This is a genomic window from Enterobacter sp. YSU (genome assembly GCF_016082135.1).
Taxonomy (GTDB): Bacteria; Pseudomonadota; Gammaproteobacteria; order Enterobacterales; family Enterobacteriaceae; genus Enterobacter; species Enterobacter hormaechei_C.
The window spans coordinates 4,118,776-4,145,401 of the sequence record NZ_CP059487.1 but is presented as its reverse complement, the minus strand read 5'-3'; the positions used below and the strand labels follow the sequence as shown (position 1 = coordinate 4,145,401).

Annotated in this window: 27 protein-coding genes; 20 read left to right on the top strand and 7 right to left on the bottom strand. The window is 56.0% G+C overall.

The genetic code is table 11. The features are described 5' to 3' along the window. Positions 1 to 91 precede the first annotated feature (91 nt). The 7 genes from H2Z33_RS19900 to zinT all read left to right on the top strand — a co-directional run bounded on the left by H2Z33_RS19900 (position 92) and on the right by zinT (position 7,533). A complete protein-coding gene (locus H2Z33_RS19900; protein ID WP_063135155.1) occupies positions 92 to 1,195 on the top strand; it encodes a cobalamin-independent methionine synthase II family protein in 1,104 nt (367 codons plus the stop codon). 200 nt (positions 1,196 to 1,395) lie between these two features. Next, positions 1,396 to 2,667: an urea ABC transporter substrate-binding protein gene (urtA, locus tag H2Z33_RS19895; RefSeq protein ID WP_045141514.1), complete on the top strand. Its 1,272-nt coding sequence runs from the start codon at positions 1,396 to 1,398 to the stop codon at positions 2,665 to 2,667. A gap of 22 nt (positions 2,668 to 2,689) precedes the next feature. Then, entirely contained in the window at positions 2,690 to 4,264 is a 1,575-nt protein-coding gene (gene urtB, locus H2Z33_RS19890; protein ID WP_015570543.1) for an urea ABC transporter permease subunit UrtB, read from the top strand. Continuing rightward, on the top strand, positions 4,264 to 5,337 hold the full coding sequence (gene urtC / locus H2Z33_RS19885) for an urea ABC transporter permease subunit UrtC (RefSeq protein ID WP_032671136.1): 1,074 nt from the start codon (positions 4,264 to 4,266) through the stop codon (positions 5,335 to 5,337). Before urtB ends, urtC begins: the two co-directional genes overlap by 1 nt. Next, positions 5,337 to 6,134, top strand: a complete 798-nt coding sequence (gene urtD / locus H2Z33_RS19880; protein ID WP_015570541.1) for an urea ABC transporter ATP-binding protein UrtD — start codon at positions 5,337 to 5,339, stop codon at positions 6,132 to 6,134. Before urtC ends, urtD begins: the two co-directional genes overlap by 1 nt. A 9-nt stretch (positions 6,135 to 6,143) precedes the next feature. Further along, complete coding sequence (urtE, locus tag H2Z33_RS19875; RefSeq protein WP_032103021.1) at positions 6,144 to 6,842, top strand: urea ABC transporter ATP-binding subunit UrtE; 699 nt, start codon at positions 6,144 to 6,146, stop codon at positions 6,840 to 6,842. Between the two features lie 52 nt (positions 6,843 to 6,894). Then, positions 6,895 to 7,533, top strand: a complete 639-nt coding sequence (gene zinT, locus H2Z33_RS19870) for a metal-binding protein ZinT (RefSeq protein ID WP_017693437.1) — start codon at positions 6,895 to 6,897, stop codon at positions 7,531 to 7,533. Between the two features lie 46 nt (positions 7,534 to 7,579). On the opposite strand, the gene ydeE is transcribed toward zinT, so the two are convergent. After that, positions 7,580 to 8,797 (bottom strand): efflux MFS transporter YdeE, encoded by a 1,218-nt coding sequence (gene ydeE / locus H2Z33_RS19865; RefSeq protein ID WP_017383985.1) that lies wholly within the window; start codon positions 8,795 to 8,797, stop codon positions 7,580 to 7,582. Positions 8,798 to 8,990: 193 nt separating this feature from the next. Between ydeE and eamA the strand changes: the two genes are divergently transcribed. Continuing rightward, positions 8,991 to 9,890 carry an O-acetylserine/cysteine exporter gene (gene eamA / locus H2Z33_RS19860; protein ID WP_063135156.1) on the top strand — a complete coding sequence of 300 codons (900 nt, stop codon included), beginning with the start codon at positions 8,991 to 8,993 and terminating at the stop codon, positions 9,888 to 9,890. A gap of 38 nt (positions 9,891 to 9,928) precedes the next feature. Here the strand turns inward: eamA and marB are convergent, their stop codons facing one another. From marB to marR, 3 genes are read right to left on the bottom strand one after another with little or no spacing between them, the layout of a single operon-like run. After that, on the bottom strand, positions 9,929 to 10,144 hold the full coding sequence (gene marB / locus H2Z33_RS19855) for a multiple antibiotic resistance protein MarB (protein ID WP_015570538.1): 216 nt from the start codon (positions 10,142 to 10,144) through the stop codon (positions 9,929 to 9,931). A gap of 32 nt (positions 10,145 to 10,176) precedes the next feature. Continuing rightward, positions 10,177 to 10,557 carry an MDR efflux pump AcrAB transcriptional activator MarA gene (gene marA, locus H2Z33_RS19850; RefSeq protein ID WP_001303241.1) on the bottom strand — a complete coding sequence of 127 codons (381 nt, stop codon included), beginning with the start codon at positions 10,555 to 10,557 and terminating at the stop codon, positions 10,177 to 10,179. A 20-nt stretch (positions 10,558 to 10,577) separates the two neighbouring features. After that, positions 10,578 to 11,012, bottom strand: a complete 435-nt coding sequence (gene marR, locus H2Z33_RS19845; RefSeq protein ID WP_017383983.1) for a multiple antibiotic resistance transcriptional regulator MarR — start codon at positions 11,010 to 11,012, stop codon at positions 10,578 to 10,580. Between the two features lie 255 nt (positions 11,013 to 11,267). Between marR and H2Z33_RS19840 the strand changes: the two genes are divergently transcribed. Next, a complete protein-coding gene (locus H2Z33_RS19840; protein WP_017693435.1) occupies positions 11,268 to 11,933 on the top strand; it encodes a MarC family NAAT transporter in 666 nt (221 codons plus the stop codon). Between the two features lie 237 nt (positions 11,934 to 12,170). Here the strand turns inward: H2Z33_RS19840 and H2Z33_RS19835 are convergent, their stop codons facing one another. Further along, positions 12,171 to 13,367: a sugar transporter gene (locus tag H2Z33_RS19835; protein WP_023296611.1), complete on the bottom strand. Its 1,197-nt coding sequence runs from the start codon at positions 13,365 to 13,367 to the stop codon at positions 12,171 to 12,173. A 176-nt stretch (positions 13,368 to 13,543) separates the two neighbouring features. Here H2Z33_RS19835 and H2Z33_RS19830 point away from each other — a divergent pair, with 176 nt between their 5' ends. After that, positions 13,544 to 14,332: a PhzF family phenazine biosynthesis protein gene (locus H2Z33_RS19830; RefSeq protein WP_017693433.1), complete on the top strand. Its 789-nt coding sequence runs from the start codon at positions 13,544 to 13,546 to the stop codon at positions 14,330 to 14,332. A 22-nt stretch (positions 14,333 to 14,354) separates the two neighbouring features. Next, positions 14,355 to 15,167 (top strand): PhzF family phenazine biosynthesis protein, encoded by an 813-nt coding sequence (locus H2Z33_RS19825; protein WP_032619672.1) that lies wholly within the window; start codon positions 14,355 to 14,357, stop codon positions 15,165 to 15,167. Here the strand turns inward: H2Z33_RS19825 and ptrR are convergent. Continuing rightward, positions 15,164 to 16,042 carry a putrescine utilization regulator PtrR gene (ptrR, locus tag H2Z33_RS19820; protein ID WP_063135157.1) on the bottom strand — a complete coding sequence of 293 codons (879 nt, stop codon included), beginning with the start codon at positions 16,040 to 16,042 and terminating at the stop codon, positions 15,164 to 15,166. The two genes, H2Z33_RS19825 and ptrR, sit on opposite strands and share 4 nt — an antisense overlap. Positions 16,043 to 16,141: 99 nt before the next feature. On the opposite strand from ptrR, the gene sad reads away from it, so the two are divergent. The 8 genes from sad to H2Z33_RS19780 all read left to right on the top strand — a co-directional run bounded on the left by sad (position 16,142) and on the right by H2Z33_RS19780 (position 24,911). Next, positions 16,142 to 17,524 (top strand): succinate-semialdehyde dehydrogenase, encoded by a 1,383-nt coding sequence (gene sad, locus H2Z33_RS19815; protein ID WP_032669892.1) that lies wholly within the window; start codon positions 16,142 to 16,144, stop codon positions 17,522 to 17,524. Between the two features lie 127 nt (positions 17,525 to 17,651). Next, positions 17,652 to 19,241: a methyl-accepting chemotaxis protein gene (locus tag H2Z33_RS19810; protein WP_063135158.1), complete on the top strand. Its 1,590-nt coding sequence runs from the start codon at positions 17,652 to 17,654 to the stop codon at positions 19,239 to 19,241. 62 nt (positions 19,242 to 19,303) lie between these two features. After that, positions 19,304 to 20,230, top strand: a complete 927-nt coding sequence (glsB, locus tag H2Z33_RS19805; protein WP_003857165.1) for a glutaminase B — start codon at positions 19,304 to 19,306, stop codon at positions 20,228 to 20,230. Then, the gene (locus H2Z33_RS19800) at positions 20,230 to 20,592 is read left to right on the top strand and encodes a DUF4186 domain-containing protein (protein WP_003857163.1); all 363 of its coding nucleotides are present in this window, start codon (positions 20,230 to 20,232) and stop codon (positions 20,590 to 20,592) included. Before glsB ends, H2Z33_RS19800 begins: the two co-directional genes overlap by 1 nt. A gap of 58 nt (positions 20,593 to 20,650) precedes the next feature. After that, on the top strand, positions 20,651 to 21,616 hold the full coding sequence (locus tag H2Z33_RS19795) for a sensor domain-containing diguanylate cyclase (RefSeq protein ID WP_063135159.1): 966 nt from the start codon (positions 20,651 to 20,653) through the stop codon (positions 21,614 to 21,616). A gap of 82 nt (positions 21,617 to 21,698) precedes the next feature. Then, positions 21,699 to 22,226, top strand: coding sequence for a GNAT family N-acetyltransferase (locus H2Z33_RS19790; protein ID WP_063135160.1), 528 nt, complete (start codon positions 21,699 to 21,701; stop codon positions 22,224 to 22,226). 117 nt (positions 22,227 to 22,343) lie between these two features. After that, a complete protein-coding gene (locus H2Z33_RS19785) occupies positions 22,344 to 23,795 on the top strand; it encodes a tagaturonate reductase (RefSeq protein WP_047741284.1) in 1,452 nt (483 codons plus the stop codon). Positions 23,796 to 23,996: 201 nt separating this feature from the next. Then, positions 23,997 to 24,911: a bestrophin family protein gene (locus tag H2Z33_RS19780; protein WP_063135161.1), complete on the top strand. Its 915-nt coding sequence runs from the start codon at positions 23,997 to 23,999 to the stop codon at positions 24,909 to 24,911. On the opposite strand, the gene H2Z33_RS19775 is transcribed toward H2Z33_RS19780, so the two are convergent. Beyond that, positions 24,899 to 25,447, bottom strand: coding sequence for a GNAT family N-acetyltransferase (locus H2Z33_RS19775; RefSeq protein WP_058689382.1), 549 nt, complete (start codon positions 25,445 to 25,447; stop codon positions 24,899 to 24,901). The genes H2Z33_RS19780 and H2Z33_RS19775 overlap by 13 nt on opposite strands. A gap of 444 nt (positions 25,448 to 25,891) precedes the next feature. Here H2Z33_RS19775 and H2Z33_RS19770 point away from each other — a divergent pair, with 444 nt between their 5' ends. Next, positions 25,892 to 26,224, top strand: coding sequence for a hypothetical protein (locus tag H2Z33_RS19770; RefSeq protein WP_023300105.1), 333 nt, complete (start codon positions 25,892 to 25,894; stop codon positions 26,222 to 26,224). Positions 26,225 to 26,626: the final 402 nt, after the last annotated feature.

The window sequence follows — 26,626 nt, the reverse complement described above, 5'->3', positions numbered from 1 at the left end:
TTGCAGGACGTTTAGACATCCAGAAGTCTAAAGATTCAAGAGATGAATTATCACTGTGGGCAATTAACGCCGACAGACAGAGGAGATTTCCATGCAGCGACACCACGCCCCGTACCGCGCCGATGTAGTCGGCAGTTTTTTACGCCCGGATTTTGTTAAACAGGCCCGTCTGCAATTTGCCAGCGGTGAGATCGATGCCGGTCAGCTTCGCGCGGTTGAGGACGAGGCCATTCGCCATGTTGTCGAGCAGCAGTGCGCCTGCGGTCTGCATGTGGTAACGGACGGTGAATTCCGCCGCGCCTGGTGGCACTTTGACTTCTTTGACGGGCTACAGGGCGTAGAGCGTTATGATTCGCAGCAGGGCATTCAGTTCAACGGGGTGCAGACCAAAGCCCATGGCGTGCGCGTAACGGGCAAACTGGGCTTCGGCGATCATCCTATGCTGGAAGATTTCCGCTACCTCAAAAGCATCAGCGGTAACGCACAGCCGAAGATGACCATTCCGAGCCCGAGCGTGCTGCACTTCCGCGGTGGCCGCAAGGATATTGATGCCACGGTATACCCGGATCTGAAAGATTACTTTGACGATCTGGCGACCACCTGGCGCGATGCCATTCGGGCCTTTTACGATGCAGGCTGCCGCTATCTGCAACTGGATGACACCGTCTGGGCCTACCTTTGTTCAGAAGACCAGCGCCGGCAGATCCGCGAGCGCGGTGATGATGCAGACGAACTTGCCCGAACCTATGCCCGGGTGCTGAATAAGGCGCTGGAGGGCAAACCGGACGATCTGACCATCGGGCTACACGTCTGCCGCGGCAACTTCCGCTCAACCTGGATTTCCGAAGGCGGCTATGAGCCGGTGGCGGAGGTGCTGTTCGGTACGGTGAACGTCGACGCGTTCTTCCTGGAGTACGACAACGACCGTAGCGGCGACTTTGCGCCACTGCGTTTTGTGCGCCCGGGTAAACAGCAGGTGGTTCTGGGGCTAATCACCACCAAGCACGGTGAACTAGAGAACCCGGAAGGGGTGAAAGCGCGTCTGGAAGAGGCCGCGCGCTACGTGGCGAAAGAGCAGATTTGCCTCAGCCCACAGTGCGGATTTGCCTCCACGGAAGAGGGTAACAGCCTGAGCGAAGCCCAGCAGTGGGATAAAGTTCGCCTGGTGACGCAAATCGCCAGCGACGTCTGGTAACATCGTTCACAGCGCTGCATTATTACAGTGCAGCGCTGTACCATTCTGAGTCGTTTCCCGTAGATCCTCTCTTCGAACCCGTTTAAATCCTGCCTCTGCAACCTGGCACCCTTTTTGCTCTCCTGAAACTGACGTTACTTTTTCTGCGTCCGGGCGGTAACGGACGTCTTCGCACAGCTTTCTTTTTCAGGAGTGAAAATATGCACCGTCGTACCTTTATAAAAGCGTTCGCCTTGTCCGCCTCCGTGGTCGCCATGGGGGTCAGTTTTGGCGTCCAGGCCGCAGAGACCATTAAAGTCGGGATCATGCACTCACTCTCCGGCACGATGGCCATTTCAGAAACGCCCCTGAAAGATGTCGCCCTGATGACCATCGACGAAATCAACGCCAAAGGCGGCGTGCTCGGGAAAAAGCTGGAGCCGGTGGTGGTTGACCCGGCATCCAACTGGCCGCTGTTTGCCGAAAAGGCCCGCCAGCTTCTGAGCCAGGATAAGGTCGCCGTGGTGTTTGGCTGCTGGACCTCCGTATCGCGTAAATCAGTTCTGCCGGTTTTTGAGGAGCTGAACGGTTTGCTGTTCTATCCGGTGCAGTATGAAGGTGAAGAGATGTCACCTAACGTCTTCTATACCGGCGCGGCGCCTAACCAGCAGGCGATCCCGGCGGTGGAGTACCTGATGAGCGAGGACGGCGGCAGCGCGAAACGCTTCTTCCTGCTGGGAACGGACTACGTTTACCCGCGCACCACGAACAAGATCCTGCGCGCCTTCCTGCACTCGAAAGGCGTGGAAGATAAAGATATTGAAGAGGTCTACACCCCGTTTGGTCATAGCGATTACCAGACCATCGTCGCCAGTATCAAGAAATTCTCCGCGGGTGGTAAAACGGCAGTGGTCTCCACCATCAACGGTGATTCCAACGTGCCTTTCTATAAAGAGCTGGCGAACCAGGGGCTGAAAGCCACGGACGTGCCGGTGGTGGCGTTCTCGGTGGGCGAGGAAGAACTGCGCGGCATTGATACCAAACCGCTGGTGGGTAACCTGGCGGCGTGGAACTACTTTGAATCCGTCGATAACCCGACCAACCAGACCTTTGTCGCGGCCTACAAAGCCTACGCGAAAGCCCATAAGCTGCCGAATGCCGATACCGTCGTCACCAACGATCCGATGGAAGCGACCTATGTCGGCCTGCATATGTGGGCGCAGGCGGTTGAAAAAGCGGGGACAACCGACGTGGACAAAGTGCGCGCGGCAATGGCGAGCCAGTCGTTCAACGCGCCGTCCGGCTTTACGCTGACCATGGATGCCACCAACCACCACCTGCATAAGCCCGTCATGATTGGTGAAATCGAAGGCAACGGCCAGTTCAATGTCGTCTGGCAAACCGAACAGCCGGTACGCGCTCAGCCGTGGAGCCCGTTTATCGCCGGGAATGACAAAAAACCTGACCAGCCGATGAAAACCGCCAGCAACTAAGCCACCACCAGGGAGAGACGTCATGAACGCCATGCGCATAATTATTGCGATTGTGTGGCTTACCGGACTGCTGCCAGGGATGGTGCAGGCATCGGATGCCGATGATTTCGTTGCCGCTAGCCGCAGCCAGCAGACCGCTATGCTGACCCGCTGGGCAGCCACGCCGGAACCTGCACGTTTGCCGCTGCTTAAAGCGCTGCAACAGGAGAACCTCTACACCGACAGCCAGAAGAAGGCTTTTACCCGCATCGACGGCGAAATGGTTGCCCTGGGCGCGGCAAAGAGCGCCGAAGGAACGACCAAAGCCGTGCGGCTGACCAACCGGCTGCGCGTGTTAACCGTCACGGCGCTGGCGACGCATCAGCTTGTCAGTGACAGTGTCACCGAAAGGCGTCATGCCGCGCGGCAACTTCAGCGTGACGCCCAGCCGGATATGCTCGGGTTTCTGCAACAGCGGGCTAACCGCGAAACGGATGACGTCACCCGACAGTCGCTGAGGCTGGCGCTGGCAAATCTTCAGCTGGCGAGTCCGCAGGCGGAAACGCGCCTCAACGCGGTTGAACTGTTGGGACAGTCTGACGATCCGGATGTTCAGGCCACGCTGACGCCGTTCACCCGGGCGCAAACCGAGCCGGACGCACGGGTACGTGCCGCCGCCGCTGAGAGCCTGGACCGTATTCAGCACCGGCTGATGTGGGGCGAACTGCTGGGGCAGGCCTTCATGGGCCTGTCGTTGGGATCGGTACTCTTGCTGGCCGCGCTCGGGCTGGCTATCACCTATGGTCTGCTGGGGGTGATTAACATGGCCCACGGCGAAATGCTGATGCTCGGGGCGTATGCCACCTGGATGGTGCAGCAGGTTATGGCGCAGTGGATGCCTCAGTGGCTGGCGCTTTATCCGGTGGTGGCGCTGCCGGTGGCGTTTTGCCTGACGGCAGGTATCGGGATGGTGCTGGAGCGCACGGTGATCCGCCATCTGTATGGCCGCCCGCTGGAAACCCTGCTCGCCACCTGGGGGATCAGCCTGATGCTTATCCAGCTGGTGCGCATGACCTTTGGCGCCCAGAACCTTGAGGTCGCAAACCCGGCCTGGCTGTCCGGCGGGGTGCAGGTTTTCGCCAACCTGACGCTACCGTGGAACCGCATTGTGGTGCTCGGGTTTGTGCTGATGGTGCTGTTCTTCACCTGGCTCATTCTGAATAAAACGCGTCTGGGGCTGAACGTGCGGGCGGTGACGCAAAACCGCAGCATGGCGGCCTGCTGCGGCGTCCCCACCGGACGGGTAGATATGCTGGCGTTTGGCCTCGGGTCCGGCATTGCCGGGCTGGGCGGCGTGGCATTGTCCCAACTGGGGAACGTGGGACCGGAGCTGGGCCAGGGATACATCATTGATTCGTTCCTGGTGGTGGTGCTCGGCGGCGTCGGCCAGCTGGCCGGTAGCGTCGCGGCGGCCTTTGGTCTGGGGATCTTCAATAAAATTCTTGAACCGCAGATGGGTGCCGTGCTGGGCAAAATCCTGATTCTGGTGGCGATCATTCTGTTTATTCAGAAACGTCCGCAGGGGTTATTCGCACTTAAAGGGAGGGTGACAGACTGATGAGCCAGCCATTGGCCTTAACACTGGCGCGCAGGGCACCGCGCTCCACGCAAATCTTCGGCAGTCTGCTGGTTGCGGCGCTGCTGGTGCTGCCTTTTCTCGCGCTGTTGCCCGCAACGCATCCGCTGGCCGTTTCTACGTGGATGTTGACGCTCATCGGCAAGATCCTCTGCTACGCAGTTGTCGCCGTGGCCCTCGATCTGGTCTGGGGCTATGCCGGTATGCTCTCACTGGGGCACGGCATATTCTTCGCCCTGGGCGGCTATGCGATGGGCATGTACCTGATGCGCCAGGCGGCCGGGGACGGGCTGCCCGCGTTTATGTCGTTTCTCTCGTGGAGCGAGCTGCCCTGGTTCTGGTGGGGAACGCAGCATTTTGCATGGGCTCTGGTGTTAATTGTGACGATCCCCGGCCTGCTGGCGCTGGTCTTCGGCTGGTTTGCTTTTCGCTCGAAGATCAAAGGGGTCTATTTCTCCATCATGACCCAGGCGCTGACCTACGCGGGCATGCTGCTGTTCTTTCGCAACGAAACCGGCTTTGGCGGCAATAACGGCTTTACCGGTTTTACCACGCTGCTCGGGTTTTCCGTCACGGCGACCACCACGCGGATCGCGCTGTTTCTCGCAACGGTCGTGCTGCTGCTTCTGGCCCTGGGCACAGGCTACGCGCTGGCGAAGAGTAAATTTGGCCGCATTTTAACGGCGGTGCGCGATGCGGAAAACCGTCTCACGTTCTGCGGCTACGATCCGCGCGGTTTCAAGCTGCTGGTCTGGACTCTTTCCGCCGTGCTGTGTGGCCTGGCGGGAGCGCTGTACGTTCCGCAGGTGGGCATTATCAACCCGGGTGAAATGTCGCCGACCAACTCGATTGAAGCGGCCATCTGGGTAGCGCTGGGTGGACGCGGCACTCTGGTGGGCCCGGTGATTGGCGCGGCGCTGGTCAACGGTGCGAAGAGCTTTTTCACCGTGGCGATGCCGGAGTACTGGCAGCTGTTTCTGGGGCTGATTTTCATCGCCGTGACGCTGTTTTTACCGCGCGGCGTGTTCGGTCTGTTTCGTAAGGGAGAGAATTAATGCAGCCCTCTGAAGGACTCTTTACCCGCCAGCTACCGGGCGACCGTTACCGCGAGCAGACCGATCCGGTGTTGCAGCTCGAGGCCATTAACGTCAGTTTCGACGGTTTTCAGGCGTTGACCGATCTCTCGCTGAACATCGGCGTCGGAGAATTGCGCTGCATCATTGGCCCTAATGGCGCCGGTAAAACCACGCTGATGGACGTGATTACCGGCAAAACCCGGCCAAAAAGCGGGAAAGCTATTTACGATCAGTCCATCGATCTGACTGCCCTGGAACCGGCGGCCATCGCCCGTCAGGGCATTGGCCGTAAGTTCCAGAAGCCGACCGTGTTTGAAGCGCTGACCGTAGGGGAAAACCTCGAAATCGCCATGAAAGCCGACAGGTCCGTCTGGGCGAGCCTGCGGGCCACGCTCAGCGGCGAGCAGCGCGACCGCATTGATGAGATGCTGGTTTTGCTGCGGCTTGGCAGCGAGCGCGATCGCCGTGCCGGGCTGCTTTCCCACGGACAGAAGCAGTTTCTGGAGATCGGCATGCTGCTGGTGCAGGACCCGCACCTGTTACTGCTGGACGAACCCGCCGCCGGTATGACCGACGCAGAGACGGAATACACTGCCGAGCTGTTCCGCACCCTGGCAGGCAAGCATTCGCTGATGGTGGTTGAGCACGATATGGGCTTCGTCGAGACCATCGCCGACCACGTCACGGTGCTGCATCAGGGGCGGGTACTGGCGGAAGGTTCGCTTCGCGAGGTACAGGCCAATGAACAGGTAATTGACGTCTATCTGGGACGTTAAGGAGAGGTGATGTTACAGGTTAGCGAACTGAATCAGTACTACGGCGGAAGTCATATTCTGCGCGGGGTGAGCTTTGAGGCGGTCGTCGGGGAAGTTACCTGCCTGCTGGGGCGCAACGGGGTGGGCAAAACCACGCTGCTGAGGTGCCTGATGGGGCTGATCCCGGTGAAAGGCGGGGAGGTGGTCTGGCAGGGAAAGAGCATCACTCACAGTAAACCGCACCAGCGGGTGCAGTCCGGCGTGGCCTATGTTCCGCAGGGGCGGGAGATTTTTCCGCGTCTGACCGTAGAAGAAAACCTGCTGATGGGGCTGTCACGCTTCTCCGCGGGAAACGCAAGGAGCGTACCGGAGGAGATTTGGCAGCTTTTCCCGGTGCTGAAGGAGATGAAGCACCGACGCGGAGGCGATCTTTCCGGTGGTCAGCAGCAGCAGCTGGCGATAGGTCGCGCGCTGGCGAGCCGTCCACGGTTACTGATTCTGGATGAACCCACGGAAGGTATTCAGCCGTCGGTGATTAAAGAGATTGGGCAGGTGATCCGCAGCCTGGCGAACCGGGGGGATATGGCCATCCTGCTGGTGGAGCAGTTTTATGATTTTGCGGCAGAGCTGGCCGACAGCTATCTGGTGATGTCGCGCGGCAGCATCGTCCAGCAGGGGCGCGGGGAGAACATGGAGCAGGAGGGCGTTCGCGGGCTGGTTGCGATCTGAAATGTTATAATATAACATCCTCATTCTTATAAAACGGAATGAGGATTTTGCTGTGGCTGCACAACTTGCAAAAATTGCGCTGACTCTGGGAACGCTGCTGGTAAGCGGCTCGCTTTTTGCCCATTCGCACGGTCATCAGATGACAGAGGCGGAACAGAAGGCGGCAAACGGCGTCTTTGAGGATAAAGACGTCAGGGACAGGAAGCTGTCTGACTGGGACGGGACCTGGCAGTCCGTTTATCCGTTCCTGCTTGATGGTTCGCTGGATCCGGTTTTCGAAAAGAAAGCGCAGAAGGGAGAAAAATCCGCTGCCGAGGTGAAGGCCTACTACCGTAAGGGGTACGCGACGGACGTGGACGCCATCGGCATTGAAAACAACGTGATGGAATTCCACCGAGGCAAAACGGTGAGCAGCTGCCGCTACGACTACAGCGGCTACAAAATTCTGACCTATGCGTCGGGGAAAAAAGGCGTGCGCTACCTGTTTGAATGCAAGGATAACGCGAGCCAGGCGCCTAAGTTTGTGCAGTTCAGCGACCATATCATCGGGCCGAAAGCCTCTTCACACTTCCATATCTTTATGGGCAACACCTCCCACGAGGCGCTGCTGAAAGAGATGGATAACTGGCCGACCTACTACCCGAATGAGATGTACAAAGAGCAGGTGGTGGAGGAGATGTTGCACCACTAGGGTGTTGGTTTTGCCGGGTGACGGCTTCGCCTTACCCGGCTTACGATTAGGGTTTTGTCGGTCGGGTAAGCGCAGCGCCACCCGACACGCTATCTTCACTTTTCACGCGCATCCCGCGCAATATCATCAGCCAGGCCGCAATGATGGCGGCCATCATAATGATAAATAATGACCAGTGCGGCAGATGGGTCAGGATGAGCCCGGTGATCATCGGGTTCGCCGCCGCGCCGAGCCAGCCTAGCGCCTGGGCGGAGAAATAGCTCGCCTTCATGCCCGGCGGGGCGATATTGTCGATCAGCATGTATTCACCCGGTGCATAAATAATTTCACCCAGGGTGAAAATCGCCGCCGCGATCCCCCAGTAAATCAGGTTCTCGCCGGAAAGCATAAACCCGCCCAGCCCGAGGATGAAAAAAAGCGTCGCGGCGGTCATTAGCGGACGGATATTGCTGGCGGTGATCTTACGTCCAAGCGCGTATTGCAGGGTGACGACCACCGCCGCGTTGACGGGCAGCACAACGGCCACCACCTTTTCTGCGAAATCACTGTCCGCATGTGCGGCGAGGACATACTGGGAAATACAGGTGGCGAACGATCCACCCACATACGACGCCAGCAGGCCGGAGAGCGTGTACCAGAACAGCGCCCGGTCTTTCAGCAGCACCGAGGGCTGCCACGGCATTTTCTCCTCAGGGCTGTCTGAGGCTATGCTTTTCTGCACAAAGAAATGGATAAACCCGAGCGGCAGTGCGGCGCAGAAGGCGGCCAGCCAGAACGGCAGTTGCAGGCTGTACATCACCAGCAGGGTGCCGATCGGCGGACCGATCGTCCAGCCAATGTTCAGGAAGCTGTAGTTGAGTGAGAAAACGCGTGCCTTTTCGCTGGAGGTCAGCACGTCGGCAAACCATGCTTTCAGCACCGTTGAGAAGACGGAATAGGCGCAGTTAATCAGGGCAAAGAACAGCACCACCAGCGTCACGTTATTCACCAGCGGAATCGCCACAAACCCGGCGATAAAGGCTACGATGGCGATCAGCATATAGCGTTTTTTGTCGAACTTATCCGCCAGGATGCCAAACCCAAGGCTAAACACCACGCCAATGGTCAACGCCACGGTAAGGGCATAGCCAATATTCTCCACGCTCATATCGTACACGCGTGTGAGATATATGGTCATAAAGGGCAGCGTTGCCCCGCGGCCAATTGTTAATAACAATGACGATGCCAGCAACGCTGCGGTTGAGCGCCTGATTGATGGTTTCATTTTCCTGCCCGACAAATGCTTATGCTTTTTTTGTTGTGTTATTACAGGATTATCATGGGATCGGCAGCTTGTATAGCACCCAATTTATCCGCAGGTGCTTCTCTCCAGTACCAGAATTAATGATCTTCTCGCGGGGCTATTTTTTCTGTTACCTTGAAGTGTTTACAAAATTTTAATAATTCAGGGGCGGAAAATGACGCGGAAAGACGGGCTGTTAGCGTTGCTGGTTGTCGTGGTGTGGGGACTCAATTTTGTGGTCATCAAAATGGGGTTGCACAACATGCCTCCACTGATGCTGGCGGGGCTGCGCTTCCTGCTGGTGGCCTTCCCGGCGCTGCTGTTCGTTGCCCGCCCGAAAATTCCCCTTAAGCTGCTGCTGGGCTACGGCCTTACCATCAGCTTTGGTCAGTTTGCGTTTCTTTTTTGCGCCATCAAATTCGGTATGCCTGCGGGCCTGGCTTCGCTGGTGCTTCAGGTGCAGGCGTTCTTTACCATCATTCTCGGCGCATTTGTCTTCGGCGAACGCTTGCAGGGCAAGCAGCTGGCGGGCATTAGCCTTGCGGTCTTTGGCGTGCTGGTGCTGATTGAAGGCAGCCTCAACGGTCAGCATGTCGCGCTGCTAGGCTTTATGCTCACCCTGGCGGCGGGGCTGAGCTGGGCGTGCGGCAATATCTTTAACAAACTGATAATGCAGCACGAGACGCGTCCGCCGGTCTTATCGCTGGTGGTCTGGAGCGCATTGATCCCAATCGTGCCGTTTATGGCCGCGTCGTTTTTTCTGGATGGTCCGCAGGCGATGTTGAAAAGCCTGGTGGAGATCGACCTGACGACGATTTTGTCGCTGATCTACCTGGCGTTAGTCGCCTCAATCATTGGCTATGGTATCTGGGGATCGCTGCTCGGACGCTATGAAACCTGGCGTGTGGCGCCGTTATCGCTGCTGGTACCGGTGGTCGGGCTTGCCAGCGCCGCACTGTTGCTGGATGAAACGCTCAGCGCGCTGCAACTGTGTGGCGCAGGGCTGATTATGGCCGGGCTGTATATCAACGTCTTTGGCTTGCGGGTGAGTCGGGCAACGCGGGTGCGGGGTTAAGGCAGAAAAAAGCCCCGCATTAGCGGGGCAAAAACGATTTACAGGTCGTGGTTGTAATACGGCACGCCTAATTCGTCGGATTTGTCGCTGCCAGCGCCCATGTGATTGAAGTCCCAGGGCGACTGGTTTTGCGTGGACGGCATAATCATGGTGTCACGATTATTTTGCTGCCCCGCATTGGGGGTTTGCTCCGCGAAGCTCTGGCCGGAAACCAGCACCAGCAAGGTGAGGGCGGCGGAGGCGATAAATTTCATGATTTCCTCGGTTACGTCTTAACAGGCGATGATTAACTGCAATGTTTTAGCGGATACAGATAACGGGATTCACCCGGCATACTGGTAATACGGTACTTATGAGGCGGCACGTCAAAGTAGTTCTTGAACGTACGCGTCAGGGTCTGTTGCGATTCAAATCCGTAGCGTTCCGCCAGATAGAGGATCGGCTCATTGCTTTCTTTCAGTTTTTGGGCAATCTCCGTCAGCTTGCGGCTGCGAATATATTGTCCTAATGAATGGCCGGTCTCTTTTTTAAACATCCGTTGCAGGTGCCATTTTGAGTAACCTGAACGCTCAGACACTTTCTCAAGAGAGAGTGGAGATTCCAGGTTATCTTCGATCCAGTCCAAAATGCTATGAATGGTGATAGCGTCAGTATTGCGTCTGGACATCGTCATACCTCTTTTTCTGTTTACGGCAGGATTTTCTTGAGTAAGAGCTCAAGCGTTGCCACTTCATCTGCCGATAAGTTTTTTGTCAGTTCCTGGTGCAGTGTTTGTCCTACTAATTGATGACATTGCTCACACATGGCCGCGCCATCGCTGGTCAGTTTCACCAGTACGCCACGTTTGTCATTCGGGTTAGGGCTTCGTTCTATCCATCCTTTACAGACGAGACGATCCAGCATGCGGGTTAACGCACCCAGATCGACAGAGAGCACCTTTTTCAGCTCAACCGGCGTGATACACACTTCGCAGCGAATGGAACACAGCACTTTGAACTGTGTTGCGGTGATATCCAGCGGTGACAGATAGTCATTGAGCAGGCGATCTTTTTTCTGGTTAACCATATGAATAAGACGACCCAGTGGGATTATGTCGTTAAAGAGGTCACTGGTGCTTTTCACAATGGTTGCCCTGGCAAGTAGTTTAGTCACGGCAGATATTATTGCTCAGGCAAGTATAAGTCAACTGAATGAATCGGCCGATGCCACGAAATGCTAAAACGCTTCAGGAACTTATTCTGTACGCTTTTAAATCATACAGATAATCTGGGGTTATGAATTACGCGAGACAATTATGGTTACGCTGTCGGATGGCTCCGGACGAGGATTTGCCCCTATAATTGCGATGTTGAATAAGGATAAGGACTGCGGTGCATTATGTTGGATTTGATTAAAGCAGTGGGGCTTGGACTGGTGGTGTTGCTGCCGCTGGCGAACCCGTTAACGACGGTGGCGCTTTTTCTGGGGCTGGCGGGGAACATGAACAGCGCAGAGCGCAATCAGCAGTCGATGATGGCCTCTGTCTATGTCTTTGCCATAATGATGGTGGCTTATTACGCCGGGCAACTGGTGATGAATACCTTTGGTATTTCGATTCCCGGTCTGCGTATTGCTGGCGGGCTGATTGTGGCCTTTATTGGTTTCCGGATGCTGTTCCCGGCGCACAAAGCGCACGAATCCCCGGAAGCCAAAAGCAAATCGGAGGAGCTTGAAAGCGAACCGAGCGCCAACATCGCGTTTGTGCCGTTAGCCATGCCGAGCACGGCGGGGCCGGGGACGATTGCGATGATCATCAGTTCCGCCTCAACGGTGCGTGATGGGACGACATTCCCGCACTGGGTTATCACCGTTGCGCCGCCGATCATTTTTGCGCTTATCGCTATTATCGTCTGGGGGTCATTGCGCAGCTCCGGGGCGATTATGCGCTGGGTGGGTAAGGGGGGGATTGAAGCTATCTCCCGACTGATGGGTTTTCTGCTGGTCTGTATGGGCGTGCAGTTTATTATTAACGGCGTGCTGGAGATTGTTAAGACGTATCATTGAGAACGTTGCCGGGTGGCGGCTTCGCCTTACCCGGCCTACTCGCAATGCATATAATTCTTATGAATATAAAGCGATGCGTCTTGTGCAACCACTCCTCTGGCAACGAGAATCGGTATCTATGATTGTCAGACCAAAATGACAGATGAAAGATTCCGTTATCTTGGCGGTGATGATGAACACGGATATTAATGCTTCGTAGGCCGGGTAAGGCGAAGCCGCCACCCGGCATAACAAACGTCAACCGTGGCTGGACTGTTCTTCCATCGCGACCGGCCATTTACGGAAGATAAGCACCGACCAGATCAGCGCGATCAGCGCCGGAATCGCCCCGAGATAACCAATGGCCGACATCGATACATGCAGGCTGATCTGATTTCCCACCAGCGCACCGGCGCCAATCCCCAGATTAAAAATCCCGGAGAAGAGCGACATCGCTACGTCCGTGGCGTCCGGGGCCAGGGCCAGCACTTTGACCTGCATTCCCAGACCAATAATCATGATTGCCACGCCCCAGAACAGACTGAGGATCGCCAGATGACTCTCGCTGCCTGCCGCAGGCATCAGTAACAGCAGGCATGCCAGCAGCAGACCAATCGCACTGCTTACCAGCGCAGACGCGTGCTTATTGCCCAGCTTCCCGAACAGGATGCTGCCGATAATCCCCGCGCCGCCCAGGATCAGCAGCAGAACGGTGGCAAAGTTAGCGCTAAAGCCCGCCACAACCTGAACAAACGGCTCAATATAGCTGTAGGCCGTGTAATGGGCGGTCACCACAATCACGGTCAGCAGATAGATGCTCATCAGCGCCGGTCGACGCATCAGCAGCGGCAGACTTTTCAGCGAGCCGGAGTGTTCGCTGGGCAGTTTTGGCAGCAGTTTGATCAGACACACCAGGGTGATCAGCGCCCCCATGCCGATGGCAAAGAAGGTGGTGCGCCAGCCGAAGTATTGTCCCACAATGCGCCCGATCGGCAGGCCTAACACCATCGCCAGCGCCGTTCCGGTGGCAATCAGGCTCAGCGCCTGGGCGCGTTTTCCCGCCGGAGCCAGACGAATGGCGAGGGACGCGGTGATCGACCAGAAAACGGCATGGGCAAACGCGATGCCGACGCGGCTGATGACCAGCACGGTAAAGTTCCATGCCATAAATGACAGCACATGGCTGGCAATGAACACCACAAACAGCCCAATCAGCAGCTTACGACGTTCCATCTGGCTGGTCAGCAGCATAAACGGCAGCGACATCAGCGCCACCACCCATGCATAGATGGTCAGCATAATGCCAACCTGTGCCGTTTCCATATGGAAGCTGGCGGCGATGTCGGACAACAGCCCAACCGGAACAAATTCCGTGGTGTTGAAAATAAACGCGGCGATGGCGAGCGTGACCACGCGTAGCCACGCGACTCTGCGGGAAACCGTGTGTGTTGTCATAGGGATATCTGGGATTCGTTGCCTGAAAGATGAGGAGACGATCTTAAAGCCTTAAACGGCGAAAACTCAACCGTTATGTGATGTGAATCACAAAATTTACCTTCATGCAGCGGTAGCGAACGGGGTTGTTTTCATCGAAGATAAAGAACAACACAACAAAAACAGGCGGTAACACGATGCAGGAGATTGATTTTTATCTGGTAGATGCGTTCAGCGCGTCCTCCTTTGGCGGCAACCCGGCGGTGGTGTGCCCGCTCGACGCATGGCTGCCGGATGAGACGTTACTGCGAATGGCACAACAGCATAACCAGTCAGAAACCGCGTTTTTTGTGTGTACCAAAGGGGGGATCGAGTTGCGCTGGTTCACCACGCTCACCGAGGTTAATCTCTGTGGTCACGCGACGCTTGCCGCGGCGTATGTACTTTTTCACGAACTGGATTATCCGGACTCACGCCTTCATTTTGACACCGCCTCTGGTCGCCTGACCGTCAGTCGTGAAGGTGACTGGATGACGCTGGACTTCCCGGCCTGCCCGACGCAGGCACAGACGCCGCCACCGGAGATGCTCACCGCACTCGGTATCAGCCACTACGTCGAGGCGCGAAAAGGCCGCGCCTGGGTGCTGGTACTGGAAAGCCGCGAGCAGGTTGAAGCCCTTAATCCGGATTTCTCCGCCATGACGCCGGGCGAGCATAAAGTAGCCGTCACTGCCCGGGACGAGGGGGAATACGACTTTGTCAGCCGTTTCTTCTCGCCAGGCGTGGCCGTGCCGGAAGATCCTGTCACCGGCTCCGCGCACACCATGCTGATCCCGTACTGGAGTGAACGGCTTGGCAAAACACAGATGTTTGCCCGCCAGGTTTCTGCCCGTGGTGGCGACGTACGCTGCGAACTCAAGGGCGACCGCGTGCGGATGGGCGGGCAGGCGGCACTGTATCTGAAGGGCACAGTATTTCTGCGCTGAACAAATCTAAGAGGAACCAACGATGCAGGAAATTGATTTTTATCTGGTAGATGCCTTCAGCGACAGGGCGTTCGGCGGCAATGCGGCGGCGGTGTGTCCGCTGGAAGCGTGGCTGCCGGATGAGACGCTGCTGAAGATGGCGAAGCAGCATAATCAGTCAGAGACGGCGTTCTTTGTCCGAACGGATAACGGGTTTGAACTGCGCTGGTTTACCACGCAGGATGAAATTAACCTCTGCGGCCACGCAACCCTCGCGGCTTCTCACGTTATTTTCGAATACCTGGATTATCCGCATACGGAAATCACCTTCACCACGCGCTTTGTCGGCGATCTGACGGTACAACGCAGCGGCGACTGGCTGACGCTTAATTTCCCGGCGTGGTCAACCGAGGTTGTCGATACTCCACCCGCAGTGCTGTTCAGCGCGCTGGGCATTAACGCAGCAGACGAGGTGCGTGTGGGGCGTGACTACATGGTGGTGCTCGACAGCCAGCGGCAGGTGGAAGCGCTGACGCCGGATATTGCGGCCATGCTCCCGCTCGGGAAAATGGTCTGCGTTACGGCGCCGGGGGATGAGTATGATTTCGTCAGCCGCTTCTTCTGCCCGGGGGAAGGGGTGCCGGAAGATCCGGTGACGGGATCAGCTCACAGCATGCTGATCCCGTACTGGAGCGAAAAGCTTGGTAAAACGCAGATGTCGGCCCGCCAGGTCTCCTTGCGCGGTGGGGATCTGCGCTGCGAGCTGAAAGGCGACCGCGTGCTGATTGGCGGGCAGGCCACGCTGTATATGAAGGGAAAAATTTTCCTTCGACTCCAGGACTACGTTCATCATTAACAACTGGGCGCTGGTGGCTGACGCTCGTTCAGCAGCGCGATAAACGCCTCAAGCTGGCGGGTCATCGCCCCGCGTCGCCACACCAGCCAGGTGGTGAGCCAGCGCCAGTTTTCCGCCAGCGGCCACGCCGCCACCTGATGATGGCCCGGCATGCTCTCCAGCATGGAGCGGGGCATCAGCGCAATGCCTGCCCCGGCAATCACGCAGGCGAGCATCCCGTGATAGGACTCCATCTCATGGATCCTTCCCGGCGTGACGCGGTCGGCATGGAACCAGCTCTCCAGATGACGCCGGTAAGAACAGTTGGCGCGAAAGGCATACACGTCGCTGCCGCTCACCTGCGTGGCTTTTGATACTTCTGCGTGACCCGCAGGGGTGACCAGCATCATTTCTTCCCGGTAAACCGGCATCCCTTCCAGTTCCGGGTGCGAGAGCGGCCCGTCGACAAAGGCGGCGCTGAGCGTCCCCTCAAGCACGCCGTCAACCATCGTACCGGAAGGTCCGGTGGACAACGCAAACTGAATGCGCGGATAGCGCTGGTTAAACCGCGCCAGACTTTCCGGAATGCGCACGGCGGCGGTACTTTCCAGCGCGCCGAGCGAGAATAATCCCTGCGGTTCATCCCCGGCGACGACCATTCGCGCTTCGTCAACCAGCGCCAGGATCTGCTTGCTGTAGCGCAAAAAATTGTGCCCGGCGGGGGAAAGCCGCAGGCGCTGATTCTCGCGAATAAACAGTTCCACGCCGAGATCCGCTTCTAACTGTCGGATGCGGGTGGTGAGGTTTGACGGCACCCGGTGTACCTTCTGCGCCGCCTGGGTAATGCTGCCGGTCAGTGCGACGGCGTTAAACATCTCAAGCTGAGTTAAGTCCATACCGTTCTCGTATTGTGAATAAGGTGGTGAGTATTATTCATTTTTAAGAAATAGCAGAGTAGGCCACAATCAATCAACTGTTATTATGTGGAGAACATCATGACCTATTCATCTGCTACCCATGCCCACTCTGTCAACCCGGCTACCGGCGAAACGCTGGCTGCTTACCCGTGGGCAACGTCCCATGACGTTGAGCGTGCCATTGCGCAGGCGGATACCGGTTTTCGTCAGTGGCGACGCGAAAGCGTGGCGCACCGGGCGCAAAAACTTCGCGATCTGGGTGCGGCGCTGCGTAGTCGTGCGGAAGAGATGGCGCAGACTATCTCCCGGGAGATGGGCAAGCCCATTATGCAGGCGCGTGCGGAGGTGGCTAAGTCTGCCAGCCTTTGCGACTGGTACGCTGAACACGGCCCGGCGATGCTGCACCCGGAATCTACCCAGGTCGAAAATGCGGTGATTGAGTACCGTCCGCTTGGGCCCGTTCTGGCGGTGATGCCGTGGAACTTCCCGCTCTGGCAGGTGCTGCGCGGTGCGGTGCCGATCCTGCTGGCAGGGAACAGCTATCTGCTTAAACATGCGCCTAATGTGCTCGGCTCGGCGGAGCTGATCGGGAAGGTATTCGCGGATGCCGGTTTCCCGGAGGGGGTCTTTGGCTGGGTGAACGCGACGAATGACGGCGTCAGCCAGGCGATTAACGATCGTCGTATCGCGGCGGTGACCGTAACCGGCAGCGTTCGGGCTGGTGCGGCAATTGGCGCGCAGGCGGGCGCGGCGTTGAAGAAATGTGTGCTGGAGCTGGGCGGCTCCGATCCGTTTATCGTTCTGAACGATGCCGATCTGGATCTGGCCGTCAACGCGGCGGTGGCCGGACGTTATCAGAATACCGGGCAGGTTTGTGCGGCGGCAAAACGCTTTATTGTGGAAGCGGGCGTGGCGGACGCCTTTACCCAACGCTTTGTTGACGCGGTCAAGGCGCTGAAGATGGGCGCACCGGATGAGGAAGATAACTATATTGGCCCGATGGCGCGATTTGATCTTCGCGATGAACTGCATCAGCAGGTGCAGGCTACGCTGGCGGAAGGGGCGACCCTGCTGCTGGGCGGAGAGAAGATGTCCGGGACCGGTAACTATTATGCCCCAACCGTACTCGGCGGCGTCACCCCACAGATGACGGCCTTTCGTCAGGAGCTGTTTGGTCCGGTGGCGGCAATTACCATCGCGAACGATGCGGCGCACGCATTGCAGCTGGCTAACGACAGCGATTTTGGCTTATCGGCGACGGTCTTTACCGAGAACGATGCGCTGGCTGAAACCTTTGCGCGCGAGCTGGAGTGCGGCGGGATCTTTATCAACGGCTACAGCGCCAGCGATGCGCGCGTCGCGTTTGGCGGGGTGAAGAAGAGCGGCTTCGGGCGAGAGCTTTCTCATTTCGGCCTGCATGAGTTCTGTAATGTGCAGACGGTGTGGAAGGATCGCGTCTAGTCTTGTTGCCGGGTAAGGCCAGGCCGCTACCCGGCAATTCACGTTTCCTGTCATTTTTGCGTAATGGTTCTGTCATTTTCGTTTCGTAGACTCGCTCGCGTCTAACGTATTGTTACAGAAGAAAATTATGAACCTAACGCAAATTTTTAGTCGTCTTGCGCCGCGCTTTATCCCTCGTCAGTTTGGCATGCTGACCGGCATCTTTTGTATTATTGGCCTTTTCTCCGCCCTGCAACTCTCTTCCTCTTTCCTGCTGACCGCCTCCCTGAATGAAGCCCAGCGTAACGAACAGCGCAATCAGCTGGCCTGGCAGCAGCAGAGCAGGCTGGATCAGGCCCGTATTTCTCTGCTGGCGGCCAGCGATCTGCTCAACCGCTCCGGCGTGTACTTTATGCAGGACAAGGAGACCGGCTCGGAAGGGAGCTGGCATAGCCTGATGGACGAGGCGCAAAAATCCCTGGCGGCGTCACAGCAGGCATGGCAGGCCTGGCTCGCGCTTAATCCGCCGAAAGACGACGGGCTGGTTAATAGCTATCAGCTGTTTTTCGATGCCATCCGAGAGCAGGCGGAGGGGCTGGTGAAAACCAACAGCATCGACCTCTTTTTCGCCGTACCCGCCCAGGCGTTTCAGACCGATTTTAATGACAATTTCGCACGCTATCAGCAACGGAGTGAGAAGCAGACGATACAGGGGCGTCAGTCGCTCATGGAACAACTCTCAGGTCTGCAACGGCTGTTCCTGTTTGCGCCGCTGGCGCTACTGGCCATTGCCATAGCCGTCTGGTTCGGAATGGCGAAGTGGGTGATATCCCCGCTACGCCGTCTGATTATCCATATTAACCAGCTTGCGGCAGGGGATTTGTCAGGCACGCCGCCTGACGTTGTGCGCTTTAACCGTGAAATCAGCCAGCTCAGCGGCAGTATTACCGCCATGCAGCGCGGGCTCCAGCAACTGGTGACCCAGGTCAGCGAGGCCACTACCTCCATGGTTGAAAATATCGGATCGCTTGCGCAGGGGAATCAGAAGCTTTATCAGCAGTCTACGCGACAGGCCAAAGAGCTGGAGGAGGTGACCGCACACATCGCCGATCTCGAAACCCACGTTGAGGGGAACACGGGTTATGCAAAACTCGCCCGCTCGCGCGCGGATGAAGCCCGACAGGCTGCCGCTGGTGGGGAGCAAATGATGTCAGCGGTGAATGGCTCGATGCAGACGATCGTCGACCGATCCTCAGAGATGCGCGGGATCGTCGCGATGATCGACAGCGTGGCGTTTCAGACCAACATTCTCGCCCTCAATGCTGCCATTGAAGCCGCCCATGCAGGAGAGCAGGGGCGCGGATTTGCTGTGGTTGCCCGGGAAGTGGGGCTGTTGGCCAGAAAAAGCAGTCACTCTACGCAAACCATCCAGGCGCTAATTAACCACTCGCTACAGGGCATTGAAGAAGGTTCTCAGGTGGTAAACCGTCTGGAAGATAATCTGCAACAGGTTACCGGGCTGGTGGCGAATCTGAGCAGCCTGCTGAATGATATTTCGCTGGCCACCCTGAATCAGGGGGACAGCATTCATCAGATGACCCGTCAGCTTCAGGCGCTGAATCAGGTATCGCGTCGGACAGATGTGCTGGTTAGCGAAGCGTCAAATGCCTCTGAGCGCCTGCATCAGCAGTCCGATCTTTTGTTGCAGGCCGTCTCGCGTTTTCGTCTCCCTGCCTGACGTGACGTATCAGCCTCTGTTATACTCGCAGCCCGTTTTAGCCTGAGGGCAAGGAGCAAAGTGTGGCTGCGGTCATCCATAATGAGATGCTGGACGAGATTCTGGCGCAGGTTCGTCCGTTACTGGGGCAGGGTAAGGTTGCCGATTACATTCCCGCGCTGGCTTCGATCAGCGGTAATAAGCTCGGTATCGCCATTTGTACTGTCGACGGTCAGCGTTTTCAGGCGGGAGACGCGCTTGAGCGCTTTTCGATTCAGTCGATCTCAAAAGTGCTTAGCCTCGTTGCCGCCATGCGCCAGTATGACGAGCAGGAGATCTGGCAGCGGGTAGGCAAAGATCCGTCCGGTCAGCCGTTCAACTCCCTTCTCCAGCTGGAAATCGAACAGGGTAAGCCGCGTAACCCGTTTATTAACGCCGGGGCGCTGGTGGTGTGCGATATGCTGCAAAGCCGGCTGAGCGCGCCGCGCCAGCGGATGCTCCAGATTGTGCGGCAGCTTTCCGGCGTGCAGGACATCGCCTACGATCCGGTGGTAGCGCGCTCTGAGTTTGAACACTCTGCACGTAACGCCGCCATCGCCTGGCTGATGAAGTCCTTCGGCAACTTTCATAATGATGTCGCCACGGTTCTGCAAAACTATTTTCATTACTGCGCACTGAAGATGAACTGTGTCGAACTGGCGCAGACTTTTCTGTTTCTGGCGCATCAGGGCCATGCCCCGCATCTGGGCGAGGACGTTGTCTCCCCGATGCAGGCCCGGCAGATCAACGCCTTAATGGCAACCAGCGGGATGTATCAGAATGCCGGGGAGTTTGCCTGGCGCGTGGGGCTGCCGGCTAAATCCGGCGTTGGCGGTGGGGTCGTGGCGATTGTCCCTCACGAGATGGCGATTGCCGTCTGGAGCCCGGAACTGGACGAGACCGGAAATTCACTGGCGGGCGTGGCGGCGCTGGAACAGCTGACCAAACGCCTTGGACGGTCCGTATACTGATGTCCACGTTAGATCCTCTGTTCGCGCGCCTGGCTCGCTCCACGTTCCGTTCACGATTTCATTTAGGGACGAAAGAGCGGCAATACTGCTGGGATAAGGGCGCGGAGACTATCGATAAGCATGCCGCCGATTTTGTCGCCGCGCGGCTGGCGCCTGCACACCCGGTGAATGACGGTAAGCAGACGCCAATGCGCGGCCATCCGGTTTTTATCGCCCAGCATGCCACGGCAACCTGCTGTCGGGGCTGTCTGGCTAAGTGGCACGCTATCCCGCAGGGCGTGCCGCTGAGTGCGCAGCAACAACAGTATATCGTCAACGTAATCCATCATTGGCTGGTCATAGAGGTAAATCGTGCCTCCTGAACTGACAATGTCTCTGTTTAAGCTACGCTTTTACTAATGCTCAGCGTCAGGAGACGTTATGAAGGCACCTCAAATTCCCGTGAATGAAGCGGAGCGTATGAATGCTCTGCGCGAGTCCGGTCTGCTTGAGATCGACAATTACCCCGCGTTTGATCGTCTTACGCGGCTGGCAACACGCTTTTTCAGGGTGCCGCTGGCGATGATTACGCTGGTGGATGACCACGCCGCGATCGTGAAGTCTGCCGACGGCCAGGTACCTGCCACCCAGCCTCGCGATCTCTCGTTTTGTGGTCATACGATCCTGGGTGACGCGCCGCTGGTGGTGGGGGATACGCTGCGGGACGAACGCTTTGCGGACAACCCGCAGGTGGCGGGAGAGCCTGGCGTGCGCTTTTATGCCGGTTACCCGCTGCGTTTACGTGACGGGGCGTGCGTAGGCTCGTTGTGTCTCATTGATTACGCACCGCGTGAGTTTTCGGCGGCGGATTCCGCCGTACTGGCCGATCTCAGCGCACTGGCAGAGGATGAGTTTGCAGCCGTTAGCGCGGCCACAACCGATGAACTCACGGGGCTGTTTAACCGTCGCGGGTTTAACCAGTTTGCGCAGTTTGCACTGTCGGTTTCGCAGCGTCGGGCAGAACCCTTAACCCTTGGCTGGCTGGATCTGGACCATTTCAAAACCATTAACGATCGCTTCGGGCATCAGGAGGGTGACAAAGCTCTGAAAGCGATGGCCGCCCTGATGCGTTCCTCGTTCCGCGAGGCCGATCTGCTGGTACGTTTCGGGGGAGATGAGTTCGCGGTGCTGTTTGCGGATACCGATGAGCCTGGCGCCTGGATCGCCATGCAGTATCTCGTGGAACAAACGGAAAAGTATAACGCGCGTCAGCTGCATCCCTGGTCGTTACAGTTTTCCTGGGGGCTGAGCGAGTTCGATCATCACCGCAACGATATGCAGGCATGGCTAAAACACGCGGATGCGCAAATGTACGCCATGAAGCGGCAACACCACGGCGAGAAATGACATAACGAAATCCTATGTCATCACTTATTGCGTTACAAAAATGTTAATAGCAAAGTGGAGAGATTCAACCTAAGGACGCACAATGAACTCTCCCATGCTGATTAAACCTCTCTCCCGGCAGGACATCCTCACCCACATCGATGCCCTGAACGATATTTTCGTCAACTGTGTCAACGGAGGCGCCTCCGTCAGCTTTATGCTGCCTTTTTCTGCCGGGAAAGCCCAAACCTTCTGGGCCGGCGTCGCAGACAGCGTCGGGCGTGACGAGCGTACCGTCCTGGGCTGTTTTGATGCGGAGCAGGGGCTGGTTGGCACGGTCCAGCTGATCACCGATCAGCCTGAAAACCAGCCGCACCGTGCAGATGTCGCGAAACTGCTGGTTCATGAGAACGCGCGCCGTAAAGGGGCGGCAATGGCGCTGATGGAAGCCCTGGAGGCGGTTGCACGTGAAAAAGCGCTTACGGTACTGGTGCTTGATACCTCAACCGGCAGCGGCGCGGAGACGTTTTACCAGAGAGCAGGCTGGCAAAAGGCGGGGGAGATCCCACGCTACGCCCTGATGCCGAACGGGGACATGACCGCGACCTCGGTGTTCTATAAATTTCTGTGATTATTTTTCACCATCGCATCCTGAGTTGATCCAGACAGGGGTTATGGTCCTGAAGTTTTGATAAGTTATCACACCAATCTTATCAGGCTGTATGACTAATCATAAAGGACCTCCATTGTGAACACACTCAACCGTCGTGATTTCCCCGGTGCGCGCTATCCTGAACGTATCATCCAGTTTGGCGAAGGTAACTTCCTGCGCGCGTTCGTTGACTGGCAAATCGACCTCTTAAACGAGCATACCAATCTCAATGCCGGTGTGGTGATTGTGCGGCCGATCCAGAGCGATTTTCCGCCGTCCCTGAGCACCCAGGATGGTCTGTATACAACGATTATTCGCGGTCTGAATGAGCAGGGGGAAGCGGTAAGCGATGCGCGTCTTATTCGTTCCGTGAATCGTGAAATCAGCGTCTACAGCCAGTACGATGAATTTCTGAAGCTCGCCCATAACCCGGACATGCGGTTTGTCTTCTCCAATACCACGGAGGCGGGGATCAGCTATCACGCGGGGGATAAGTTTGACGATGCGCCAGCTGTCAGCTATCCGGCCAAACTGACGCGTCTGCTGTTCGAGCGTTTTACCCACTTTAACGGGGCAGCGGATAAAGGCTGGATTATCATTCCTTGCGAACTCATCGACTACAACGGCGATGCCCTGCGTGAACTGGTGCTGCGCTATGCACAGGAGTGGGCGCTGCCGGCGGCATTCATTGCGTGGCTGAATGATGCTAACACTTTCTGTTCGACGCTGGTTGACCGCATTGTTACCGGCTATCCGCGTGATGAGGTGGCAGAGCTGGAAGCCGGGCTGGGCTATCACGACAGCTTCCTCGACACGGCGGAACATTTCTATCTGTTTGTTATTCAGGGGCCGAAATCACTTGCAGCTGAACTGCGCCTGGATAAATACCCACTCAACGTCCTGATTGTTGACGATATCAAACCGTATAAAGAGCGTAAGGTGGCGATCCTCAACGGCGCGCACACGGCGCTGGTTCCGGTCGCTTTTCAGGCCGGCCTGGATACGGTAGGGGAAGCCATGAACGACGCGGAAATTTGCGCGTTCGTAGAGAAGGCTATTTATGAGGAGATTATTCCGGTCCTGGATCTGCCGCGCGACGAGCTGCACTCCTTCGCCAGTGCCGTAACGGGACGTTTCCGTAATCCGTACATTAAGCATCAGCTGCTGTCGATTGCACTGAACGGGATGACCAAATACCGCACCCGCATTCTGCCGCAACTGCTGGCAGGGCAGAAGGCGACCGGCAAACTGCCAGCACGCCTGACCTTTGCCCTGGCGGCGCTGATTGCGTTCTACCGCGCCGAACGCAACGGTGAGCCTTATCCGGTGCAGGACGATGCGCACTGGCTTGAACGTTACCAGCAGTTGTGGACGCAACATCACGACAAACAGGTCACTACCCGTGAACTGGTATCGTCAGTGTTAAGCGTGAGCGAGCACTGGGAGCAGGATCTGACTCAGGTGAACGGACTGGTAGAACAGGTTGCGCAGGATCTGGATGCGATTTTAAGCAAAGGCATGCGCGATGCGGTGAAACCGCTCTGCTAATCATGATGCCCGGCGTTGGCCGGGTTTTTTACAGATTACTTTTAGTTACAACATACTATGCGTCATTTTTTTAAAAAGCACATGCAGCACCGTGCGGTTCAGGCTTAACAGGTCAGAAAATGCAATGAGTTATTAACATGCTTGCAACCGTGAGGGTGATCACGTTTAATAGCCGCGCTCTTTACTTTTCTGAAGCTGATTATGATTGTTCGTCCTCAACAGCACTGGCTGCAACTGATTTTTGTCTGGCATGGTTCGGTACTCCCCAAAATTTATACCCGACTGCTGCTTAACTTCCTGCTTTCCATCGCCGTGATTGTCATGCTGCCGTGGTATACCTCGCTGGGCATTCGGTTTACCGTCGCGCCGTTCAGCATTCTGGGCGTGGCTATCGCCATCTTCCTGGGATTCCGTAATAACGCCTGTTATTCGCGCTACGTTGAGGCGCGTCTGCTTTGGGGGCAGTTGATGATAGCGGCGCGCTCGCTGTTTCGCGAGGTAAAAAACACCTTACCGGATGATAAACATCTCGGAGAGTTTGTCCGCCTGCAAATCGCGTTTGCTAACTGTCTGCGTATGACCCTGCGCAGAGAAACCAATGCCGATCAGCTGTCCCGCTATCTGGCTCCAGACGATTTACGCAACGTGATGGGCGCCAACTCGCCGGCGAACCGTATCCTGCTGATCATGGGGGAGTGGCTGGCCGTACGGCGGCGTAGCGGGCACCTTTCAGACATCCTGTTTCACAGCCTCAACAACCGCCTGAATGACATGTCCATCGTGCTGGCTGGCTGTGAGCGTATCGCCAACACGCCAGTCCCGTTTGCCTATACGCTGATCCTGCACCGGACGGTGTATCTGTTCTGCATCATGCTGCCGTTTGCGCTGGTAGTTGATCTGCATTACATGACGCCCTTTGTCTCTGCGCTGATTTCCTACACCTTTATCTCGCTGGACACGCTGGCGGAAGAGCTGGAAGATCCGTTTGGGACGGAAGATAACGATCTGCCGCTGGACGCCATCTGCAACATGATGGAGCGCGATCTGTTGCAGATGAACGATGAAGAGAACATCCCTGAAAGACTGATGCCTGATAAGCATTATCAGCTGACCTGACGGGCATTCCATTCGTCGCGGGTGATTTCCCACAGTTCCGAGTCCAGCATGCCGCTGACGTAGGCTTTCTTCTCCGTCCTGATAAGCCGCATGCCGCTGCTGTCTGAAATACGTCGGGAGCGGCTGTTGGCCGCCGCTTTCGGCGCACGTAACACCGGTTTATTGAGCGTATTGAACCAGTAATCCGTTGCCGCAATGCTCGCTTCCCGCATATATCCCTGGTCCTGAAATTCCGGTGCGAGCCAGAAGCCCCGGTTGTTGTCCTCCACGTCATACAGGCAAATCAACCCCATCAGTTCGTCAGGCGCTTCGCGACGGCGAATCGTCCAGAACCACGCAATCCCTTTGGCCATATCGGGTAGTGCAACGTTGTTAACATAATTTTCTGCACCGTTTTCCGGGTAGGGCCAGGGGACTGAAGCCACCATATAGCGGACAATTTCCCAGCGCGGATAGCGTTGCTGGATCTGGACGGCATCGGCGGCAACAAGGGGTTTAAGTAATAAGCGTTCTGTCGTAAGCGTGGGTATCGTCATCCGGTGATCTCCATATTTGAGCGTTATCATTTGTTTGGGTTCTGATATTTCATCAATATCACATTCCAGTTGGTCGTGCTTTTGTTATTCAGATTTATCCATAAAGGAGTATGTAATGCCAAGAAAAGCCAGGCCCGAAGAAGCCGAAACACTCTGGCACGTCCGTAACGAAGCGATGCGCCATGGCTGTAAAATCTGTTACGACGCAGAAGTGATTGCGCGCTGGACGTCAGAAAAGATGCCTGAACATTACCGTACCTCCAGGTCGATTTCGTGTTATAGGCCTGCCCATGCAGGAGCTGAACTGCTCCCAAATGGAGCTACGGTTTACGAAGTTCAATAGCTTATTTACATTTGCTTACATAAATACACTTTCTTTACATTAAGTAATGTAAGATATTTTTTTAGCACAAAATGCAAAACTAAATTAAATGGAGATGATTTATGTCGAATATAAGAGCATTAAGCCTTAATGAGATAGCATTAGTAAGTGGCGGCAATGGAAGCGGTAATTATGAAGGTGCCGGTAGTCGTAACACCAGCTCTAAATCTGGTAATTCAAAAGGAAACAATGGCTCTATTTACAAGGGCGTTGACTCATGCGGCGCAGGAATCATCGGTGGTCTAATCGCCGGCTCTCCTGGGGGGCCAGTGGGTATGACCGCTGGGGTAATTGGTGGAGCTATAGCTGGTCAGTGCACAAAAGATAGTTTTTCAGATCGTGGTAGTAAAGATAAAAGTAATAATTACAACGGCCCCGGACAATGCCGTTGGTAAGTAATTTGAGTTGTGTGTGATAATAATTTAAAAGCTCATTATAACTGAATGTTATTCTAGGTGTTTCGATATTTAATGATTATTCGAAGTAGTCATGATGAGTTATTATTTTTGATAAAGTTAATGTAATCACAAGTATCGGGTTAAGCATGAAACAATTTTTAAATTTCCTAATTTACTTATTTTTTTTCATTATCGCATTTACCCTTTTGAAATACGCTGAAGTTCTTGAGTTTGACGAAGTATCACGGCCAGGGATTATATCAAGGTTTCTTATTGCGTTGATTGTATTAATAGCAGTAACTCGATGGGGCGTTAACTTGATGAATAGGTTTAAAAGTAAATAAAGTACACTCCGATAAAAATTGTTGTGTTGCAGAATGGAATCATTACAAATGTTCA

Bases quoted from the DNA above. Each gene is read 5' to 3' on its own strand.
- H2Z33_RS19900 (WP_063135155.1), top strand. From the start codon at position 92: ATGCAGCGACACCACGCCCCGTACCGCGCCGATGTAGTCGGCAGTTTT.
- urtA (WP_045141514.1), top strand. From the start codon at position 1,396: ATGCACCGTCGTACCTTTATAAAAGCGTTCGCCTTGTCCGCCTCCGTG.
- urtB (WP_015570543.1), top strand. From the start codon at position 2,690: ATGAACGCCATGCGCATAATTATTGCGATTGTGTGGCTTACCGGACTG.
- urtC (WP_032671136.1), top strand. From the start codon at position 4,264: ATGAGCCAGCCATTGGCCTTAACACTGGCGCGCAGGGCACCGCGCTCC.
- urtD (WP_015570541.1), top strand. From the start codon at position 5,337: ATGCAGCCCTCTGAAGGACTCTTTACCCGCCAGCTACCGGGCGACCGT.
- urtE (WP_032103021.1), top strand. From the start codon at position 6,144: ATGTTACAGGTTAGCGAACTGAATCAGTACTACGGCGGAAGTCATATT.
- ydeE (WP_017383985.1), bottom strand. From the start codon at position 8,797: ATGAAACCATCAATCAGGCGCTCAACCGCAGCGTTGCTGGCATCGTCA.
- eamA (WP_063135156.1), top strand. From the start codon at position 8,991: ATGACGCGGAAAGACGGGCTGTTAGCGTTGCTGGTTGTCGTGGTGTGG.
- marB (WP_015570538.1), bottom strand. From the start codon at position 10,144: ATGAAATTTATCGCCTCCGCCGCCCTCACCTTGCTGGTGCTGGTTTCC.
- marA (WP_001303241.1), bottom strand. From the start codon at position 10,557: ATGTCCAGACGCAATACTGACGCTATCACCATTCATAGCATTTTGGAC.
- H2Z33_RS19840 (WP_017693435.1), top strand. From the start codon at position 11,268: ATGTTGGATTTGATTAAAGCAGTGGGGCTTGGACTGGTGGTGTTGCTG.
- H2Z33_RS19835 (WP_023296611.1), bottom strand. From the start codon at position 13,367: ATGACAACACACACGGTTTCCCGCAGAGTCGCGTGGCTACGCGTGGTC.
- H2Z33_RS19830 (WP_017693433.1), top strand. From the start codon at position 13,544: ATGCAGGAGATTGATTTTTATCTGGTAGATGCGTTCAGCGCGTCCTCC.
- H2Z33_RS19825 (WP_032619672.1), top strand. From the start codon at position 14,355: ATGCAGGAAATTGATTTTTATCTGGTAGATGCCTTCAGCGACAGGGCG.
- ptrR (WP_063135157.1), bottom strand. From the start codon at position 16,042: ATGGACTTAACTCAGCTTGAGATGTTTAACGCCGTCGCACTGACCGGC.
- sad (WP_032669892.1), top strand. From the start codon at position 16,142: ATGACCTATTCATCTGCTACCCATGCCCACTCTGTCAACCCGGCTACC.
- H2Z33_RS19810 (WP_063135158.1), top strand. From the start codon at position 17,652: ATGAACCTAACGCAAATTTTTAGTCGTCTTGCGCCGCGCTTTATCCCT.
- H2Z33_RS19800 (WP_003857163.1), top strand. From the start codon at position 20,230: ATGTCCACGTTAGATCCTCTGTTCGCGCGCCTGGCTCGCTCCACGTTC.
- H2Z33_RS19795 (WP_063135159.1), top strand. From the start codon at position 20,651: ATGAAGGCACCTCAAATTCCCGTGAATGAAGCGGAGCGTATGAATGCT.
- H2Z33_RS19790 (WP_063135160.1), top strand. From the start codon at position 21,699: ATGAACTCTCCCATGCTGATTAAACCTCTCTCCCGGCAGGACATCCTC.
- H2Z33_RS19780 (WP_063135161.1), top strand. From the start codon at position 23,997: ATGATTGTTCGTCCTCAACAGCACTGGCTGCAACTGATTTTTGTCTGG.
- H2Z33_RS19775 (WP_058689382.1), bottom strand. From the start codon at position 25,447: ATGACGATACCCACGCTTACGACAGAACGCTTATTACTTAAACCCCTT.
- H2Z33_RS19770 (WP_023300105.1), top strand. From the start codon at position 25,892: ATGTCGAATATAAGAGCATTAAGCCTTAATGAGATAGCATTAGTAAGT.